The organism is Tessaracoccus zhenghani (assembly GCF_055326325.1).
In genome coordinates, this window is the sequence record NZ_JBUZNQ010000003.1 from 368284 (window position 1) to 385383 (window position 17100).

Here is a 17100-nt window from a genome sequence, read left to right on the forward strand (position 1 = left end):
GCTCAGGAAGCGCCTTCTGCCGCCTTGGCGTCTTTGGCGTCCTTGGGCTCCGGCTTGTAGTCCACGCCGGCCTCCTTGCGCTGCTTCGGGTCGATCGCGGCAGGGGCCTCGGTCAACGGGTCGAAGCCGCCGCCGCTCTTCGGGAAGGCGATGACGTCGCGGATGGTGTCGAAGCCACCGAGCAGCATGACGAGGCGGTCCAGCCCGAACGCGATGCCGCCGTGCGGCGGGGCGCCGAAGCTGAAGGCGTCGAGCAGGAAGCCGAACTTCTCCTGGGCCTCGTCGTCGCCGATGCCCATGACCTTGAACACCCGCTCCTGCACGTCGCGGCGGTGGATACGGATGGATCCGCCGCCCACCTCGTTGCCGTTGCAGACGAAGTCGTAGCCGTAGCTGAGCGCCGAGCCGGGGTCAGTATCGAACGTGTCCAGGCACTCCGGGGTCGGCGAGGTGAAGGCGTGGTGGACCGCGGTCCACTTGCCCTCGCCCACCGCGACGTCACCGGCGGCCTGAGCGTCCTCCGTCGACTTGAACATGGGCGCGTCGACCACCCAGACGAAGCTCCACTCGTCCTCGTTGATGAGGCCGGTGCGGCGACCGATCTCGAGGCGGGCGGCGCCCAGGAGTTCCTGGGACTGCTCGCGGCGGCCGGCGGCGAAGAAGATGGCGTCGCCCGGCTGGGCGTCCATTCTCCCGGCGATGCCGTCGCGCTCCACGTCGGACAGGTTCTTGGCCACCGGGCCACCGAGCGTGCCGTCCTCACCGATGGTGATGTAGGCCAGCCCACGGGCACCGCGCTGCTTGGCCCATTCCTGCCAGGCGTCGAACTGACGACGCGGCAGCGAGGCGCCACCGGGCATCACGACGCCGCCGACGTACTCGTTCTGGAACACGCGGAACGCGGTGTCCTTGAAGAACTCGGTGAGCTCGCGGATCTTGAGGTCGAAGCGGAGGTCGGGCTTGTCCGAGCCGTAGTTGTTCATGGCGTCGTGCCAGGTGATCCGCGGCAGCGGCAGCGGCATCTCGACACCGATCAGACGCCAGCAGGCGGCCATGACCTCTTCGGAGAGGGCGATGACGTCGTCCTGGTCCACGAAGCTCATCTCGATGTCGAGTTGGGTGAACTCCGGCTGACGGTCCGCGCGGAAGTCCTCGTCGCGGTAGCAGCGGGCGATCTGGTAGTACCGCTCCATGCCGCCCACCATGAGCAACTGCTTGAACAGCTGCGGGCTCTGGGGCAGGGCGTACCACTTGCCCGGGTGGAGGCGCGCAGGCACGATGAAGTCGCGGGCGCCCTCCGGAGTGGAGCGCGTCAGGGTGGGGGTCTCCACGTCGTAGAAGCGGTGTCTGGCCAGCACCTCACGGATGGTGTGGGTCACGTTGGAGCGCAGCACCATGGCCTCGTGCTGCCGCGGGCGGCGCAGATCCAGGTAACGGTACTTCAGGCGCACGTCCTCGCCGACGGTGGTGCGCTCGTCGATCTGGAACGGTAGCGGCGCGGCGGGGTTCAGCACCTCGAGCTCGCGGATGACCACCTCGACCTCGCCGGTGGGGATGTTGGGGTTGACGTTGCCGTCCTCGCGCTTGTCCACCAGGCCGGTGACCCGGATGCAGAACTCATTGCGCAGGTCGTGGATGCCGGCGGATTCGAGGTACTCGTCGCGCACGACGATCTGGCAGATGCCCGATGCATCCCGCAGGTCGATGAAGGCGACGCCGCCGTGGTCGCGGCGCTTGGCCACCCATCCGGCGAGAACGACTTCCTGGCCCACGTGCTCGGCACGCAACGTGCCGGCCTCAAAGGTGCGAATCACTTCACTTGTCCTATCTTCGGCTGCATAGACGGTGCAGCTCGTCCGGCCATCGTAACGAGACTCTGGCGTGGGGCGACAATCACAGGCCGAGGGCCTCGCGGAGCTCTGCCGCGGACACCGGCCTCCCGAAGACCGGGGAATCCGGTTCCAGGCAGCGCGACGCGGCCGTGGGGGCCTCCACCGGATCGAACCCCAGGGAGTGGACGACGGAGGCGACGACGGCGCGGGCCTCCTCGTCGTCGGAGATGACGGCGATCGCCCTTCGCAGCGGATGCCCGGCCTCCCGTGCGTCTCCCGTGAGGTCCAGGTATCCGAGGTGGTTGAGCGACTTCACCAAACGCATCTCAGGGTTGCGCATCCTGATCAGCGACGACGTGGTGCCGCCGTGCTCCTCGTCGAGGTGACCGCCGGCCGCCTCCCAGGCATTCATCGCGTCGACGACGATCTTGCCGCCCAGCGCGTCGAAATTCACGGAATGCGCCTTGCCGAACGGGATGGCGAGGACGACCAGGTCCGACTGCGCGACCACGTCCGCCTCAGGCAGCAGCTGGGCTCCGGGGAGCACCGTGCCGATGACGAGCTCGAGCATGGCCTGGCGCGGTGAACCGGAGATCCTCACCTCGTAGCCGGCGTCGAGGGCCAGCCGGGCGAGCGCCGTGCCGAGCTTGCCCGCGCCGATGACACCGATGCGCTGCACGTCCATGGTGGGCGTCAGAGCGCCGACCCGACGGAGACCCGGAGGTCTTCGGCCGGGGGCAGCCATTCCAGCGGCGAGGCCGGGACCTGCTCGCCGGTGCGGATGTCCTTGACCGAGTCGTCGTGACCGGCGCCGAACCAGACGAACGGGATACCGCGACGCTCGGCGTAGCGGATCTGCTTGCCGAACTTGTCCGCCTTGGGGGCGACCTCGACCGGGATGTTTCGGCTGCGCAGGGCGGCAGCGACGGCGATGGCCTGCTCGCGGGTCTCCTCGTTGTCCACGGCCACGAGGACCGCGCTGGGGACGGAGCGCGACGCAGTGAGCTTCTTCTGCCCGATCAGGGGGGCGAGGATGCGGGTGATGCCGAACGAGTAGCCGACGCCGGGGAAGGTGGTCTTCCCATCGCTGGCGAGGGAGTCGTAGCGCCCGCCGGAGGCGACGGAGCCGAGCTTCTCCGAGCCCACCAGCGAGGTCTCGTAGACCGTGCCGGTGTAGTAATCCAGCCCGCGGGCGATCTTGAGGTCCGCCACCACGCGGTCCGGCACTGAGCGACCGGCCACCCGGATCAGCGCGGAGAGCTCCTCCATGCCGGTGTCCAGCAGTTCGTGGGTGACGCCCAGCGCCCGCACGTCGTCGACGAACGACTCGTCCGTGGCGGCGATGCCGGCCAGCGACACGCAGGCCTTGGCCTGCGCGCTGCTGAGGCCGAGCTCGTTGACGAGGAGTTCGGCGACCGCGTCGGGGCCGATCTTGTCGAACTTGTCGACGCGCTGCAGCACCGCCGCGGTGTCGTCGATGCCGAGACCGCGGTAGAAACCCTCGGAGAGCTTGCGGTTGTTCACGTGCAGGCTCACCGGGGGAAGGCCTAGATCCGTGTGGAGCTTCTCGAACACGTCCAGGGCCACGAGCGGGATCTCGACGTCGTGGTGGGCAGCGAGGTTTCCCTGCCCGACGATGTCGATGTCGGCCTGCGTGAACTCGCGGTAGCGGCCCTCCTGCGGGCGCTCACCGCGCCAGACCTTCTGGATCTGGTAGCGGCGGAACGGGAAGACCAGGTGCCCGGCGTTCTCCAGCACGTAGCGGGCGAACGGCACCGTCAGGTCGAAGTGCAGACCCAGCTCGTCGGCATCCCCGGCTTCCGCGTGGAGGCGGCGGACGACGTAGATCTCCTTGTCGATCTCGCCCTTGCGCGCGAGTTGGTCGAGCGGCTCGACGGCCCGTGTCTCAATGGGGGCGAAACCGTGCAGCTCGAACGTGGTGCGCACCACGTCGAGGACGCGGTTCTCCACGAAACGACCGGCGGGCAGGAACTCGGGGAAGCCGCTGAGCGGCCTGGGGCGGGACAAGGTGGCGGTACCTCTACACGTTTCCGGGCTGCAGGTATGGGTTGGTGGCGAGCTCCTGGGCCAGGCTGGTGGGCTGGCCGTGCCCCGGCAGCAGCGGGGTCTGCGCCGGGAAGTGCTCGACGATGCGTCGCAGCGAGTCACGCATCTCGGCCATGTTACCGCCGGGCAGATCGGTGCGCCCGATCGTGCCCGCGAAGAGCACGTCGCCGCTGAACACCACGGTGGTGCGCGATGAGGTGACGCGCAGCAGCGTGGAACCCCTGGTGTGTCCGGGCGCCGCGAAGGCCTCGACGGTGAGGCCGGCCACGGTGAACGGCTCGTCGTAGTCGCGCACGTCGTCGATGGCGGGCAGCGTCTCTGAGCCGGTGAGTTGCCGCAGCATCGCTGCGCCGCTGGGTCCAAGACCATCGGCTGGACGGGTGAGGAGGTGCTGGTCCGCGGCCGCCAGGTAGACGGGCACGCCCCAGCGCGCGGCGAGCAGATGGGCGTCGCCCACGTGGTCCAGGTGGCCATGCGTGGCGAGGATGGCCATGGGGCTCAGCCCCCGCTCGAGGATGACCGATTCGACCGGCTCATCGGCGGTGATCCCGGGGTCCACGATGACGCACTCCGACACGGCCTCGGAAGCGCTCACCACATAACAATTTGCTTGCCAAGGGGATACAGGTATGGGCTGGACGAGCACACACCCACCCTATCCCGCTAGATTGGGCCCATGAGCGAACAGCAAGCGCCCGCAGATTTCGGCCGCGTCGATGCAGACGGCACGGTGTACGTCATCACGGGTGACACAGAACGAAGTGTCGGGCAGATTCCCGATTCCACCCCCGAGGAAGCCATGGCTTTCTACGTCCGCCGCTACGAGAACCTGGCTGCGGAGGTGACACTCCTGGAATCACGCGTGAAGGCCCAGGCCATGTCGCCCGAAGAGGCACGCACAGCGATCGAAACTGCGAAGAAGAACGTGGCCGAGGCCAACGCCGTGGGCGACCTACCGGCGTTGACCGCCCGTCTCGAGGCCGTCAGCGAACTCCTGCCCGCCCAGATCGAGGCGCGGAAGGCCCAGCGTGCCGAGCAGAACGCGGTCACCGTCGCCGCGAAGGAAGCGATGGTCGTGGAGGCCGAGCAACTCGCCGCCGGCAACGACTGGCGCGGTGGCGTGGACCGCTTCCGCACCCTGCTGGACGAGTGGAAGGCACTCCCCCGCATCGACCGCGCCACGGACAACGAACTGTGGCACCGGTTCTCGTCGGCGCGCACCCAGTACACCCGTCGCCGCAAGGCGCACTTCTCTGAGCTGAATTCGCACCGCGACGACGCGAAGGCCGCCAAGGAAGCGATCATCGCGGAGGCCGAGCCGCTCGCCACGTCCACAGACTGGGGCGCCACCTCTGCCGCCTTCCGTGACCTGATGACGCGCTGGAAGGCAGCGGGCAGCGCCCGTCGCGCAGATGACGACAAGCTATGGGCACGCTTCCGGGGCATCCAGGACGAGTTCTTCAACGCCCGCTCCGAAGCGCAGAACGCTGCCGACGGCGAGCAGTCGGAGAACCTGGCCGCGAAGCAGGCGCTGGTGGAGAAGGTCGAGAAGGACCTCGAGGGCGTGACCGACATCGAGGCCGCCAAGAGCATCCACCGCGACTTCCTCGCCCAGTTCAACGAGATCGGTCATGTGCCCCGCAACGCCATGCGCGATATGGACAACCGGGTCCGCACCTTGGGCGAGAAGGTTTCCGAACTCGAGGCCGAGGAATGGCGTCGCACGGATCCCGAGGCACGCGAGCGCGCCGAGAGCACCGTGAAGATGTTCGAGGACCAGATCGCGAAGTTGGAGCAGGACCTCGCCCAGGCGCAGGAACGCGGCGACGACAAGAAGGCCAAGGACGCGCAGAAGTCGATCGAGACCTACACCAGCTGGCTGGAGCAGGCTCGGGAGACGCTCGCAGATTTCACCAAGTAACCGGTCCGGGAACTTCGAGGGAGATTCCTGCCACATCGGCGCCCTAGGGCGTCATGTGGCAGGATTCTCCCTCTTTTTTGTGGCCGGGTGCGCTCAGCCGGCGACGCGGAAGACGTCGTAGACGCCTGGCACGCGCCGGATCAGGTTCATCACGTGCTGCAGATGGGTGGGATCTGCGGATTCGAAGGTCATCTTGCCCGTGAACTGGCGCTGCTTGTTGGTGGTGATGTTCACCGCGAGGATGTCGAGGTGCTGCTCTGAGAGCACCGACGACACATCGGAGAGCAGGCGCGCGCGGTCGATGCCCTCGATCTGGATGGTCACGCTGTACGACGCGCCCTCCTGGCTGTCGGACCAGGACACGGGCACGACGCGCTCGGGTTCCTTCATCAGCGACGGCACGTTGCTGCAGTCGCGGCGGTGGACCGAGACGCCGTCGCCCTTGGTGACGAAGCCCATGATGTCGTCGCCCGGCAGGGGGTAACAGCACTTGGCGTACTTGGCGATGACGGAGTCGTCGCCGTCCACGAGGATCCGCGCACTGTCGGTGATCGGCCTGCGGTGCTGTTTGACCACCAGGTCTTCCGTGACGGTGTCGACGGTCTCGTCCTCGCCGCCGTGCAACTGGACGAGCTTCTCGACCACGCCTTGCGGGCCGATGTGGCCCTCGCCGATGGCCACGTAGAGACTGGGCACGTCGTTGTAGCCCAGCGCGTTGGCGACGGCCGTGAGGTTCTCGAGGGTCAGCAGCCTCTGTAGCGGCACGCCGGCGCGCCGGAGGTCCTTCGCGAGCATGTCCTTGCCCTGCTCCATCGCGACGTCGCGACGTTCGCGGGAGAAGTGCTGGCGGATCTTCTGCCGGGCCCGGGAGCTGACGACGAAACCCAGCCAGTCGCGGCTGGGGCCCGCGCCTTCGGCCTTGGACGTGAGGACCTCGACCTTGTCGCCCTGCTGCAGCGGCGTGCTGAGCGCCACCAGGCGGCCGTTGACCCGCGCCCCGATGGTGCGGTAGCCGACCTCCGTGTGGACGGCGAAGGCGAAGTCGACGGGCGTGGCGCCGACGGGCAGCGCCATGACCTCACCCTTCGGCGTGAACACGTAGATCTCGTCCGCGTTGATCTCGAACAGCACCGAGTCGAGGAACTCGCTGGGGTCCTCGGTCTCCTTGCTCATGACGCCCAGTTGGTGCATGGCCCGCAGACCCGCCTCCTCCGGCGACACGCCGTCGCGGAGGTCCGCCTTGTACTTCCAGTGCGCCGCGACACCGTACTCGGCGCGGCGGTGCATCTCGTGCGTGCGGATCTGGAACTCGACCGGTTCGTTGTTGGCGCCCAGCACCGTGGTGTGCAACGACTGGTACATGTTGAATTTCGGGCCGGCGATGTAGTCCTTGAACCGGCCGGGGATGGGCTTCCACCCCGCGTGCGCCACACCCAGCACCGCGTAGCAGTCCTTGATGTCGTGGACGAGGACCCGCAGCCCGATGAGGTCGTAGATGTCCTTGAAGTCGCGCCCGCGCACCATCATCTTCTGGTAGATCGAGTAGTAGTGCTTCGGCCGGCCGTAGACCGTGGCGTCGATCTTGGCCTCGACGAGCAGCTTCTGGAACTGGGCGATCAGCTCGCGCAGGTAGCGTTCGCGGCCGGGCGCCTGCTGAGCCACCATGTCGACGATCTCGGCGTAGACCTTGGGCTCGATCGTGGCGAACGAGAGGTCTTCCAGTTCCCACTTGATCGTGTTCATGCCCAGGCGGTGGGCCAGCGGGGCGAAGATGTTCAGGGTCTCGGTGGCGATCCGCACCCGCTTGTCGGGCCTCAGGTAGCCCAGCGTGCGCATGTTGTGCAGCCGGTCCGCCAGCTTGATGACGAGGACCCGGACCTCTTCGCTGGTGGCCATGATCATCTTGCGGATGGTCTCGGCCTTGGCGGTCTCGCCGTACGTGAGCTTGTCCAGCTTGGTGACGCCGTCCACCATGTGGGCGACTTCCTCACCGAACTCCACCTGCAGCTGGTCCAGCGAGTAGTCGGTGTCCTCCACCGTGTCATGCAGCAACGCCGCGACAAGGACCGGCTCAGTCATACCCAGCTCAGCCAGGATGGTGGCCACGGCCAGCGGGTGCGTGATGTACGGGTCCCCGGACTTGCGGGTCTGGCCCTCGTGGTAGTGCTCCGCGACGCGGTAGGCGCGTTCGATGACCGACAGATCCGCGCGTGGATGGTTGGACCGGACGATGCGGTTCAGCGGATCGAGGATGGCCGATTTGGGCCGCACGGCACCCAGCCGGGCCAGCCGGTGCCGCATCCGGAGACGCGGCTGTTCCGGCCCGGTCACCAACCGGGAGGTACCGCCGAGGGGCTCATCCGTCATGCTGGCCAAGTGTAGTGCGTGTGCGCACAGTGACGCGGACCGCGTGGATCAGAGGTCGTCGTCATCGACCGCGCGGAACACGTCCTTCGACGCGGGCGGCGCGGCCCGGCGCACGACGATGAGTTCGTCGCCTGTCTCGATGCGGGTGGCGGTCTGGTCGTAGAAACGGCGCAGGGTGCCGTTGCGGATCAGGCCGATGACCCGCTCCCCCAGCACGGACGACGGCGGCTTGCCCACTTCCTCGATCTCCGCGAGGCGCTGGTGGACCTCGAGGCCCTCGGCGCCGGTGAGCATGTCCTGCATGATCGTGCCGAGTTCGGGGCCGATCGCCGACAGACCCAGGAGCCTGCCGACCGTCTCGGAACTGGTCACCACCGACGAGGCACCGGACTGGCGCACCAGCATGACGTTGTCCTGCTCCCGCACCGACACGATGACGCCGGCCGTGGGGTTGATCTGCCGCACGTTGAGCGTGGTCAGGATGGCCGCGTCGTCGCGGTCCAGGGAGATGATCACCTGCCGCGCCTTCGCCACCTCCGCCCGGCGCAACAGCGAACGTCGCGTGGCGTCTCCCTGGAACGCGGCCAGCCCGTCGAGGTTGGCCTCGTTGACGGCCGCTGCCGAGCTGTCGATGACGACGATGCGGTCCGGCTTCTGGCCCTGCCTGCGAAGTGTGTTGACGGCGCTTCGCCCCTTGGTGCCGTAGCCGATGACGACGACGTGGTTACGCATGGTTCTTCTCCACAGGTTGTCCTTGATGCTGCGGCTGCCCTCGTTCGCGAGCACCTCGATGGTGGTGCCGACCAACAGCACCAGGAAGCCGATGCGCAGCGGCGTGATGACCAGCGCGTTGATCAGGCGGGCGTGGGTCGCCACCGGGGTGATGTCGCCGTAGCCGGTGGTGGTGACCGTGACCGTCGAGTAGTAGATGGCATCGATGAAGCTGACGCCGTCCTGCGCGGTGTTGTCGCGGTACGCATCATTGTCGAGCCACACCAGCATGGTGGAAATCAGCAGCAGGATCAGCGCGAGGGCGCCGCGGCGCGCCAGTTCCTTGAAGGGGGAACTGGTGATGCGGGGCAGACTGACCAGGGACAGGACCCCGCCGCGCCCCCCGGGCTGCAGTTTGGCCATGGCCTCAGACTGTCACCAAGGCCGTGCAATTGTCGATGCCACGCTCGATGAGTCGCTCACGACCCCCGAGGAAACTGAGTTCCATCACGACGGAGACGTGGACCAGGTCCGCGCCCATCTGCTTGAGGAGCTCAGCGGTGGCCCCGACCGTGCCGCCGGTGGCGAGCACGTCGTCGACCACGAGGACACGGGCCCCGGGACGGATGGCGTCGCGGTGCATCGTGAGGGTCTCGAAGCCGTACTCCAGTTCGTAGGAGTGGCTGATGATCTCGCCGGGCAGCTTGCCGGGCTTGCGCACCGGCACGAAGCCGGCACCGAGCGCGAGGGCGACGGGGGCCGCGAAGATGAATCCCCGGGCCTCCATCCCCACCACGATGTCGATGTGCTTCGGGGCGGTGGTCACCAACTCGGTGATCGCGGCCTGGAAGCCCTTCGCCGATGCCAGCAGCGGTGTGATGTCCTTGAACACCACCCCCGGCTTCGGGAAGTCGGGGACGTCAGCGATCAGTTCGCCGACGAGGGCGCGCCGAGCGGCCGACTCGTCCTGGGTCACTTCCCCTTCTTCCGGTCGGCCCTGGTACCGCCCGTGCGACGCACGCGGCGCTCCGCGGGGGTGACGGGGGAAACGGGCGCGTGATCGTCCGCGACAACGGCACCGGAGTGCACGAGGTTCTCCTCGGCGACGTGGTGACGGTGCGCCGACTTCGCCTCCGCACGCGCCTTGCGACGCTCGATCCGCTCGCGGTGTTCGACCATGGCGGGTTCGCGCTCCCGCAGCATCGCCAGGATGGGCGAGGCGATGAACAGCGAGGAGTACGCGCCCGCCACCATGCCGACCAGCAGCGCCAGGCCGAGGTCTGCCAGCGGACCACTGTCCAGGAGCGTGCCGGCGGAGAACAGCGCCAGCACCGGCAGGATGCCGATGATGGTCGTGTTGAGCGAGCGGACGATCACCTGGTTCGTCGCGAGGTTCGCCCGCTCCGAGTAGGTCCAGTTGGTCTCTTCGATGTTCCTGGTGTTCTCACGGATCTTGTCGAACACCACGACGGTGTCGTAGAGCGAATAGCCCAGGATGGTCAGCACACCGATGACCGTCGACGGGGTGACCGTGAAGCCGACGGTCGCGTACACACCCACGGTCAACAGCAGGTCGTGGAACACGGCCACGATCGCCGCGATCGACATCTTCCAGTCGCGGAAGTACACAGCGATCAGCAGCATGACGAGCACGGTGAAGACCACGAGTGCGATGACGCCCTGGCGGGAGATCTCCTTGCCCCACGAGGCGCCGATGGCGTTGTACGTAACCTCGTCCGAGGCCACGCCCGCCAGCTCGGCGATCTCGGCGCGGGTGGTGGTCGTCTCCTCCGGCGACAGCGTGCGCGTCTGGATGCGGATCTGCTTGTCGCCCAGCGAGAAGACCTGGGGTTCGAGCTCCTCGACGCTGAACTCGTTCACCTGGCTGCGCACGTCGTCCACCGTGGTGGAGGTGACCTGCATCGGCACCTGGAAATCGGTGCCGCCGCGGAACTCGATGCCGAGCGTCAGGCCCCTGATCAACAGCACCAGGATGGTGAGCACCAGCAGGACGCCGGAGATCATGAACCACAGCTTGCGGTGCCGGATGAAGTCGTAGGAGATCTGGCCCGTGTAGAGACGGTGGGCGAATCCCAGCTTCTTGTCAGTCGTCTCGGACATCACGCCTCCTGCAGGGTGGTCGAGGGGGCAGCGGTGCTGCGACGGAACCGGCGGCCGAGCAGTGAGTCACGGGACACGCCCATGTGCGCGGCGTCGAGCCCCGACCACTTGTGGCCCTGCCCGAAGAACTTGGTGCGGCCGAGCAGCTCCACCAGGGGTTTGGTGAAGAAGAACACGACGAGGAGGTCGATCACCGTCGTCAGTCCCAGCATGAACGCAAAGCCCTTGACGCTGCCGACGGCCAGGATGAAGAGCACCACGGCGGACAGCAGCTGGACGGCGTCGGAGATCACGATGGTGCCGCGAGCCTTGGCCCAGCCCGACAACAACGACGACTTCAGCGACTTGCCGTCGCGGATCTCGTCCCGGATGCGTTCGAAGTAGATGACGAACGAGTCTGCCGTCATGGCGATACCGACGATGGCGCCTGCGATACCGGGGAGGTTCAGGGCCACTCCCATGGTCTGACCCAGCAGCACCAGCATGGAGTAGGTTGCGGCCGCGGCCGCAAGGAGGGACAGCACCACGGCGATGCCCATCGCCCGGTAGTAGATGAATGAATACAGCGCAACGATGATGAGGCCGATCAGGCCGGCGATGATGCCGACCCGCAACTGCTCACCACCGAGGGTGGCCGACACGGTCTCGACCTGCGACGGCTCGAAGCTGACCGGCAGCGCACCGAACTTCAGCACGTTGGCGAGTGCCGCGGACGACTCCGCGGTGAAACCGCCACGGATGATCGCCTCGCCGTTGACGATGCGGTCCTGCGCGGTGGCGGCGGACTCCACGACGCCGTCGAGGACGATGGCGAACATGTTGTTGGGTTCGGGTTGGCCCACGAGGGCGCCGGTGAGTTCCGACATCTGGCGCGTGCCGGTGTCGTTGAAGGCGAGCGTCACGGCGTACTGCAGTTCGCCCTGCGGGATCCCGAAGGATGCCGTGGACAGCTCCTGGCCGCGGATGACCGTGGGGCCGAGCAGGTATTTCTGCGAACCCGTGGAATCACAGGCGGCCAGCGCGCGGGTGGGGTCCTCGTGGGTGTCGTCGCCGCAGGCGAAGGACTCGAAGTAGGAGAGATCCTCCGGGGTGGGCTGGTAGTTGATCGCCTCGGGCGTGCCCAGCTGCTGCGGGTCCTCGCCGTCGGCGGTCTCCGGAGTGGGCGCAACCGGCAGCCCCGGGAGGGCGGTGCCGTCCTCCGTGGCCGAGTCCGGCGACTCACCGGTGCCCACGCCGACGTTCAGGATGCGGCGGAACGCGAGCTGCGCGGTGGCGCCGACCAGGTCGACGAGGTCGTCGCGGGACACGTTCGGGGCGGACACGACGACGTGCCGCTCACCCTGAACGGCGACGCTGGCCTCGCCCACACCCAGGCCGTCGACGCGCTGGCGGATGATGTCGCGGGCCAGTTCGAGCGACTCGAGGGTCACGGTCTTGTTGGTGGCCGTGAGCGTGATGGTCTGGCCACCCTGCAGATCGAGACCGAGCTTCGGCCCCCAGGTCTTGGTGGCGGCCATGATGGTGAAGAGTCCTGCCAGGATCAGCAGAAAGACGATGAGGACGACTCCTGGTCGTGACCTCTTAGCTTGCGTTGCCACGGTTACTTGGGATCCTCGTTGCGGTTCGGGTCCGTCACGTCGTGGGACGGTTCGGTGTCGGCCTGCTCGTCAGAGCCGTACATGGCCTGGAACTCCTCGTCGGTGATGACCGGCTCGGTGCTCAGGACATCCGCCGGTGCGTCGTCGAACTCGAACTCCTCCTCATCAGGGTTGGCAGTACGGGCCACGTTTCCCTTGAGGACGGTGACTTCGGCGCCGGGGGCGAGCTCGACGATGAGCTGACGCTCGCCGACATGCACGACGGTGCCGAACATGCCGGAGGTCAGCAGCACCCGGGCGCCGGGCACCAACTGCTGCTGCATCTCCTGATGCTGCTGCATGCGCTTGCGCTGCGGGCGGATGATCATGAAGTAGAACAGGGCGATCATCGCCACGATCATGATGATCAGGTCAAATCCGGGTGGCATGGAGCTTCTCCCTACGTTGGTGGCCGTCGCTCAGAATAGCGGAGGCCGGTCAGAAGTCAGTACCAGAGGTGCCGGTACCGTGAAATGGTCAATCGAAGAGTACGGGGTTCTGCGCGGGCGGCCTCATGCCGAGGTGTGCATAGCCGGCCCGGGTGGCCACCCGGCCACGGGGTGTGCGCACCAGGAGCCCCTCGCGGATGAGGAACGGTTCTGCCACCTCGGAGACTGTTTCGATCTCCTCCCCCACGCTCAGCGCGAGGGTGGAGAGCCCGACGGGACCGCCGTCGAAGAGGTTGCAGAGCGCCGCCAGCACGCCACGGTCGAGCCTGTCGAGACCCCGCTCATCCACTTCGTACAGTTCCAGCGCGGCGCGGGCGACGCCACGATCTGCCACGGGATGTCCCTTGACCTGGGCGAAGTCGCGCACGCGCCGCAGCAGGCGGTTGGCGATGCGGGGTGTGCCACGGGACCGACGGGCGATCTCGTCCGTGGCGTCGGGATGGATCGAGACGCCCAGCTTGCCCGCGGAGTTGACCACGATGCCCGCCAGATCCGCCGGGTCGTAGAAGTCGAGCTGCGCCGTGAACCCGAAACGGTCACGCAGCGGGCCGGGCAACATGCCAGCCCGCGTGGTGGCGCCCACCAGGGTGAACGGGGGCAGCTCGATGGGGATGGCGGTGGCGCCAGGGCCTTTGCCGACGATGACGTCGACGCGGAAATCCTCCATCGCGAGGTAGAGCATCTCCTCCGCGGGACGCGACAGGCGGTGGATCTCGTCGAGGAAGAGCACCTCCCCCTCGTCGAGGCCCGAGAGGATGGCGGCGAGGTCGCCGGCGTGCTGGATGGCCGGGCCGGAGGAGATCCGCAGCGCGACGCCCATCTCCTCGGCGATGATCATGGCCAGCGTGGTCTTCCCCAGCCCGGGCGGGCCGGACAGCAACACGTGGTCCGGCGTCGTGCCCCGGTGGCGGGCCGCGTCGAGCACCAGACCCAACTGCTCGCGGACGCGGGGCTGTCCCTCGAACTCCGTGAGGGTCTTGGGCCGAAGCGCCGCCTCGTAGTCGCGTTCCTCGACCTGGGCGTAGGGATCCGTCTCTGCGTGCTCCACTATCGCCTCGCGAGCGAATTGAGCGCGGCGCGCAGGAGCTTGCCGATGGGCATGGCGGGATCCTCCTCGACGAGGGGGGCCACGTTGTCGCAGGCGGAATCGGCGTCGCGCGCGGACCAGCCGAGCGACTGCAACCCCTCGCTGACCTGGTGGCGCCACTGTTCCTCGCCACTTCCCGCGACCGGCGCACTCTCCTGCCCGTCCCGGTCGTCGAGGCCGAGGGCCACGACCTTGTCCTTGAGTTCGATGATGAGCTTCTGGGCACCCTTGGTGCCGATGCCCGGCACCGAGGTCAACCGACGGATGTCCTCTGTCTGGACGGCGCGGCGCAACTCCGCTGCCCCGAGCACCGAGACGATGGCCAGCGCAAGCTTGGGCCCCACTCCCGAGGCGACCTGGGACACGATGAACGCCTCACGCTCGCCAGGCCCGTTGAAGCCGTAGAGCGTCATGGCGTCCTCGCGCACCACCAGCGACGTATGGAGAGTGGTGACCTCCCCCGGGCGCAGGGCCGCGGCCGTCGACGGCGTGATGAAGACCAGGTAGCCGACGCCCCCGACGTCGAGCACACATTCGGTGGCGCCGGCCCTGAGCACGGTGCCGGTGAGTTGAGCGATCATCGCTTCCCCTTGGCTGCCGCGACTGCCGCGGCGTAACGGTTCGTGCCGGTGCCACGCCACACGTGGGTCACGGCGATGGCCAACGCGTCTGCCGCGTCGGCGGGTTTGGGGGCCTCTGACAGCTTGAGGATGCGGGTGACCATGAGGGTCACCTGCGCCTTGTCCGCGGTGCCGGACCCTGTCACCGCCGCCTTGACCTCCGACGGTGTGTGAAAGGTGACCGTCAGGCCCCGCCTGGCGGCGCTCAGCGCCGCGACTCCGGAGGCCTGGGCCGTGTCCATCACGGAGGCGAGGTTGTGCTGCGCGAAGACACGCTCGATGGCGGCGGCCTCCGGCTGGTACTCCTCGAACCAGACGGAGAGCCCCTCCTCGAGCGCCAGAAGGCGCCGGGCGACATCGAGGGTTGCGGGCGTGCGGACGACACCGACGGCGACCAGCCGGGGCGGCCGACCGACGGTGCCGTCGACGATGCCGATACCGCACCGGGTCAGGCCGGGGTCGATGCCGATGACTCGCATGCCCGTGCGGTCACTCCTCGTCTTCGAGTGCCGCGGCCACCTCAGGCGTCAGATCCAGGTTCGAGTAGACGTTCTGCACGTCGTCGCAGTCCTCCAGAGCGTCGATGATGCGGAACACGCGGTTGGCGACGTCCACGTCGTCGACGGGCGTCTCGAAGGACGCGACGAACTGCACTTCGGCGACGTCCCAGTCGAACCCGGCGCCCTCCACGGCCTTGCGCACCTCATCGAGGTCGTTGGGGTCGCAGCGCGCCTCCCAGTTGTCGCCGTCGTCGACGACCTCCTCCAGCCCGGCGTCGAGGGCGGCTTCGAGGACCTCGTCCTCAGAAACCTCCTTGCCACCCTGCTGCTTGGGGACGTCGATGACACCCATGCGGGAGAAGCCCCGCTGGACCGAGCCGATGTCCGCCATGGTGCCGCCGTTGCGGGTGACCGCGACGCGGACCTCGGAGGCGGAGCGGTTGCGGTTGTCCGTGAGGCACTCGATCAGGAGGCCGACGCCCGCGGAGCCGTAGGCCTCATACATGATCGTCTCGTAGTCCGCAGCACCCGACTCGGCGCCGGACCCGCGCTTGACGGCGCGGTCGATGTTGTCATTGGGGACCGAAGACTTCTTCGCCTTCTGGATGGCCAGCTCGAGTGCCGGGTTACCTGAAGGGTCGGCGCCGCCCAGCCGTGCAGCCACTTCGATGCCCTTGACGAGCTTGGCGAAGAGCTTGCCGCGCTTGGCGTCGATGACTGCCTTCTTGTGCTTCGTCGTCGCCCATTTGGAATGCCCCGACATCGGACCCCACTCTCTCTATGCTCTGGAAATTCTGTGCTCAGCGAAGCTTACCGTGGCCTGCTCACTCCACCACGGTGGACAGCAGTGCGACGGCGTCGCGTGTCGCGTAGCCCAGATCTGTCGCGAAGCGCTTGATGCCTTCACCGTCGACGGTGTCGACGCCGATGCCTGCCTCCGTGCAGCCCGAATCGCGCATGGCGTTGAGGCAGTGCTCCATGAGGGCCAGCGAGATACCGCGGCCCCGGTAGTCCGGATGGACCCCGAACCGCTCCGTCCACCCGCCGAGCGCCTCATCGGTGTCACCCTCCTGGTCGACACCGCTCATGGCATAACCGACGACGCGCTCACCGTCGAGGGCGACGAAGGACCAGTCGTAGCGGAAGGTGGCATCGCAGAGGCGGTGCCGCCAGTCCACCTTGGTGACCTCGGAACCGCCGAGTGGGGCGAAGCACGTGTTGTGGAGCACCCGCACGTCCTCCTCCAACGCATCCGTCAATCGCGTGACGGTGATGCCCGGCACGTCGTGGTGGCGGACCGGGTGGCGCAGCGAGCGTTGCAGATCGTAGTAGAAGCGTTCGGGGGTGAACCCCAGCTTGCGGGCGACCTTCTCCGTCCCTGGGCGGTCCAGTTCCGCGTAACAGCCCAGCCACAGCGGCTGCCCTGGATGGTGTTCATCGCGCCAGGCGATGGCCCGGTTCATCTGCCACCGGAACAGCGCGGTACCGATGGACTGGTGCCTGTGGACGGGGTGCACGCCGCCCATGAGGTAGATCCGCGGCGGGTCCACCTCGGCCACGTAGCTGATGCCGAAGGCGGACAGCGACGAGTAGGCGTCCCACCCCCCGACGGCCATCCCCTCCGCCATCTGCATGCCGGAGTCCGTGATCGACGTGGCCACGCCGGACAGGACGGAGTTGTCCAGGGCCTCGAGCTGCTGGCGGAACTCGTCGACCTCCATGGCGTCGTCCTTAGTCAGGAGCCGCCAGGTGAGGTGAGGTTCGACGTAGGCTTCCATCGCGCTCATC

16 protein-coding genes are annotated in these 17100 nt (G+C 67.5%); 1 reads left to right on the plus strand and 15 read right to left on the minus strand.

Annotation, left to right across the window (positions count from 1 at the left end):
• Positions 1 to 2 precede the first annotated feature (2 nt).
• The 4 genes from aspS to ACZK4S_RS08895 all read right to left on the minus strand — a co-directional run bounded on the left by aspS (position 3) and on the right by ACZK4S_RS08895 (position 4545).
• On the minus strand, positions 3 to 1814 hold the full coding sequence (gene aspS, locus ACZK4S_RS08880) for an aspartate--tRNA ligase (RefSeq protein WP_463644014.1): 1812 nt from the start codon (positions 1812 to 1814) through the stop codon (positions 3 to 5).
• Between the two features lie 79 nt (positions 1815 to 1893).
• Complete coding sequence (locus ACZK4S_RS08885) at positions 1894 to 2511, minus strand: NADPH-dependent F420 reductase (protein WP_463644015.1); 618 nt, start codon at positions 2509 to 2511, stop codon at positions 1894 to 1896.
• A gap of 14 nt (positions 2512 to 2525) precedes the next feature.
• Positions 2526 to 3860: a histidine--tRNA ligase gene (gene hisS, locus ACZK4S_RS08890; protein ID WP_463644016.1), complete on the minus strand. Its 1335-nt coding sequence runs from the start codon at positions 3858 to 3860 to the stop codon at positions 2526 to 2528.
• Positions 3861 to 3873: 13 nt separating this feature from the next.
• Positions 3874 to 4545 (minus strand): MBL fold metallo-hydrolase, encoded by a 672-nt coding sequence (locus ACZK4S_RS08895; protein ID WP_076058981.1) that lies wholly within the window; start codon positions 4543 to 4545, stop codon positions 3874 to 3876.
• A 30-nt stretch (positions 4546 to 4575) separates the two neighbouring features.
• Between ACZK4S_RS08895 and ACZK4S_RS08900 the strand changes: the two genes are divergently transcribed.
• Positions 4576 to 5820: a DUF349 domain-containing protein gene (locus ACZK4S_RS08900; RefSeq protein WP_076058984.1), complete on the plus strand. Its 1245-nt coding sequence runs from the start codon at positions 4576 to 4578 to the stop codon at positions 5818 to 5820.
• A 93-nt stretch (positions 5821 to 5913) separates the two neighbouring features.
• Here ACZK4S_RS08900 and ACZK4S_RS08905 read toward each other — a convergent pair whose 3' ends face one another.
• The 11 genes from ACZK4S_RS08905 to ACZK4S_RS08955 all read right to left on the minus strand — a co-directional run bounded on the left by ACZK4S_RS08905 (position 5914) and on the right by ACZK4S_RS08955 (position 17099).
• Positions 5914 to 8187, minus strand: coding sequence for a RelA/SpoT family protein (locus ACZK4S_RS08905; protein ID WP_463644017.1), 2274 nt, complete (start codon positions 8185 to 8187; stop codon positions 5914 to 5916).
• A gap of 48 nt (positions 8188 to 8235) precedes the next feature.
• Complete coding sequence (locus ACZK4S_RS08910) at positions 8236 to 9321, minus strand: potassium channel family protein (RefSeq protein ID WP_463644018.1); 1086 nt, start codon at positions 9319 to 9321, stop codon at positions 8236 to 8238.
• Between the two features lie 4 nt (positions 9322 to 9325).
• On the minus strand, positions 9326 to 9874 hold the full coding sequence (locus ACZK4S_RS08915) for an adenine phosphoribosyltransferase (RefSeq protein ID WP_076058991.1): 549 nt from the start codon (positions 9872 to 9874) through the stop codon (positions 9326 to 9328).
• Complete coding sequence (gene secF / locus ACZK4S_RS08920; RefSeq protein WP_463644019.1) at positions 9871 to 11019, minus strand: protein translocase subunit SecF; 1149 nt, start codon at positions 11017 to 11019, stop codon at positions 9871 to 9873. Before secF ends, ACZK4S_RS08915 begins: the two co-directional genes overlap by 4 nt.
• Positions 11019 to 12617, minus strand: coding sequence for a protein translocase subunit SecD (gene secD, locus ACZK4S_RS08925; protein WP_198928181.1), 1599 nt, complete (start codon positions 12615 to 12617; stop codon positions 11019 to 11021). Before secD ends, secF begins: the two co-directional genes overlap by 1 nt.
• A gap of 2 nt (positions 12618 to 12619) precedes the next feature.
• Positions 12620 to 13045 (minus strand): preprotein translocase subunit YajC, encoded by a 426-nt coding sequence (gene yajC / locus ACZK4S_RS08930; protein WP_076058996.1) that lies wholly within the window; start codon positions 13043 to 13045, stop codon positions 12620 to 12622.
• An 88-nt stretch (positions 13046 to 13133) separates the two neighbouring features.
• Positions 13134 to 14153, minus strand: a complete 1020-nt coding sequence (gene ruvB / locus ACZK4S_RS08935; protein WP_076058999.1) for a Holliday junction branch migration DNA helicase RuvB — start codon at positions 14151 to 14153, stop codon at positions 13134 to 13136.
• Complete coding sequence (ruvA, locus tag ACZK4S_RS08940) at positions 14153 to 14773, minus strand: Holliday junction branch migration protein RuvA (RefSeq protein ID WP_459397603.1); 621 nt, start codon at positions 14771 to 14773, stop codon at positions 14153 to 14155. Before ruvA ends, ruvB begins: the two co-directional genes overlap by 1 nt.
• Positions 14770 to 15282, minus strand: coding sequence for a crossover junction endodeoxyribonuclease RuvC (gene ruvC, locus ACZK4S_RS08945; RefSeq protein WP_198928193.1), 513 nt, complete (start codon positions 15280 to 15282; stop codon positions 14770 to 14772). Before ruvC ends, ruvA begins: the two co-directional genes overlap by 4 nt.
• 19 nt (positions 15283 to 15301) lie before the next feature.
• Complete coding sequence (locus tag ACZK4S_RS08950; RefSeq protein WP_463644020.1) at positions 15302 to 16075, minus strand: YebC/PmpR family DNA-binding transcriptional regulator; 774 nt, start codon at positions 16073 to 16075, stop codon at positions 15302 to 15304.
• A 61-nt stretch (positions 16076 to 16136) separates the two neighbouring features.
• Positions 16137 to 17099 carry a GNAT family N-acetyltransferase gene (locus ACZK4S_RS08955; RefSeq protein ID WP_076059007.1) on the minus strand — a complete coding sequence of 321 codons (963 nt, stop codon included), beginning with the start codon at positions 17097 to 17099 and terminating at the stop codon, positions 16137 to 16139.
• Position 17100 lies beyond the last annotated feature (1 nt).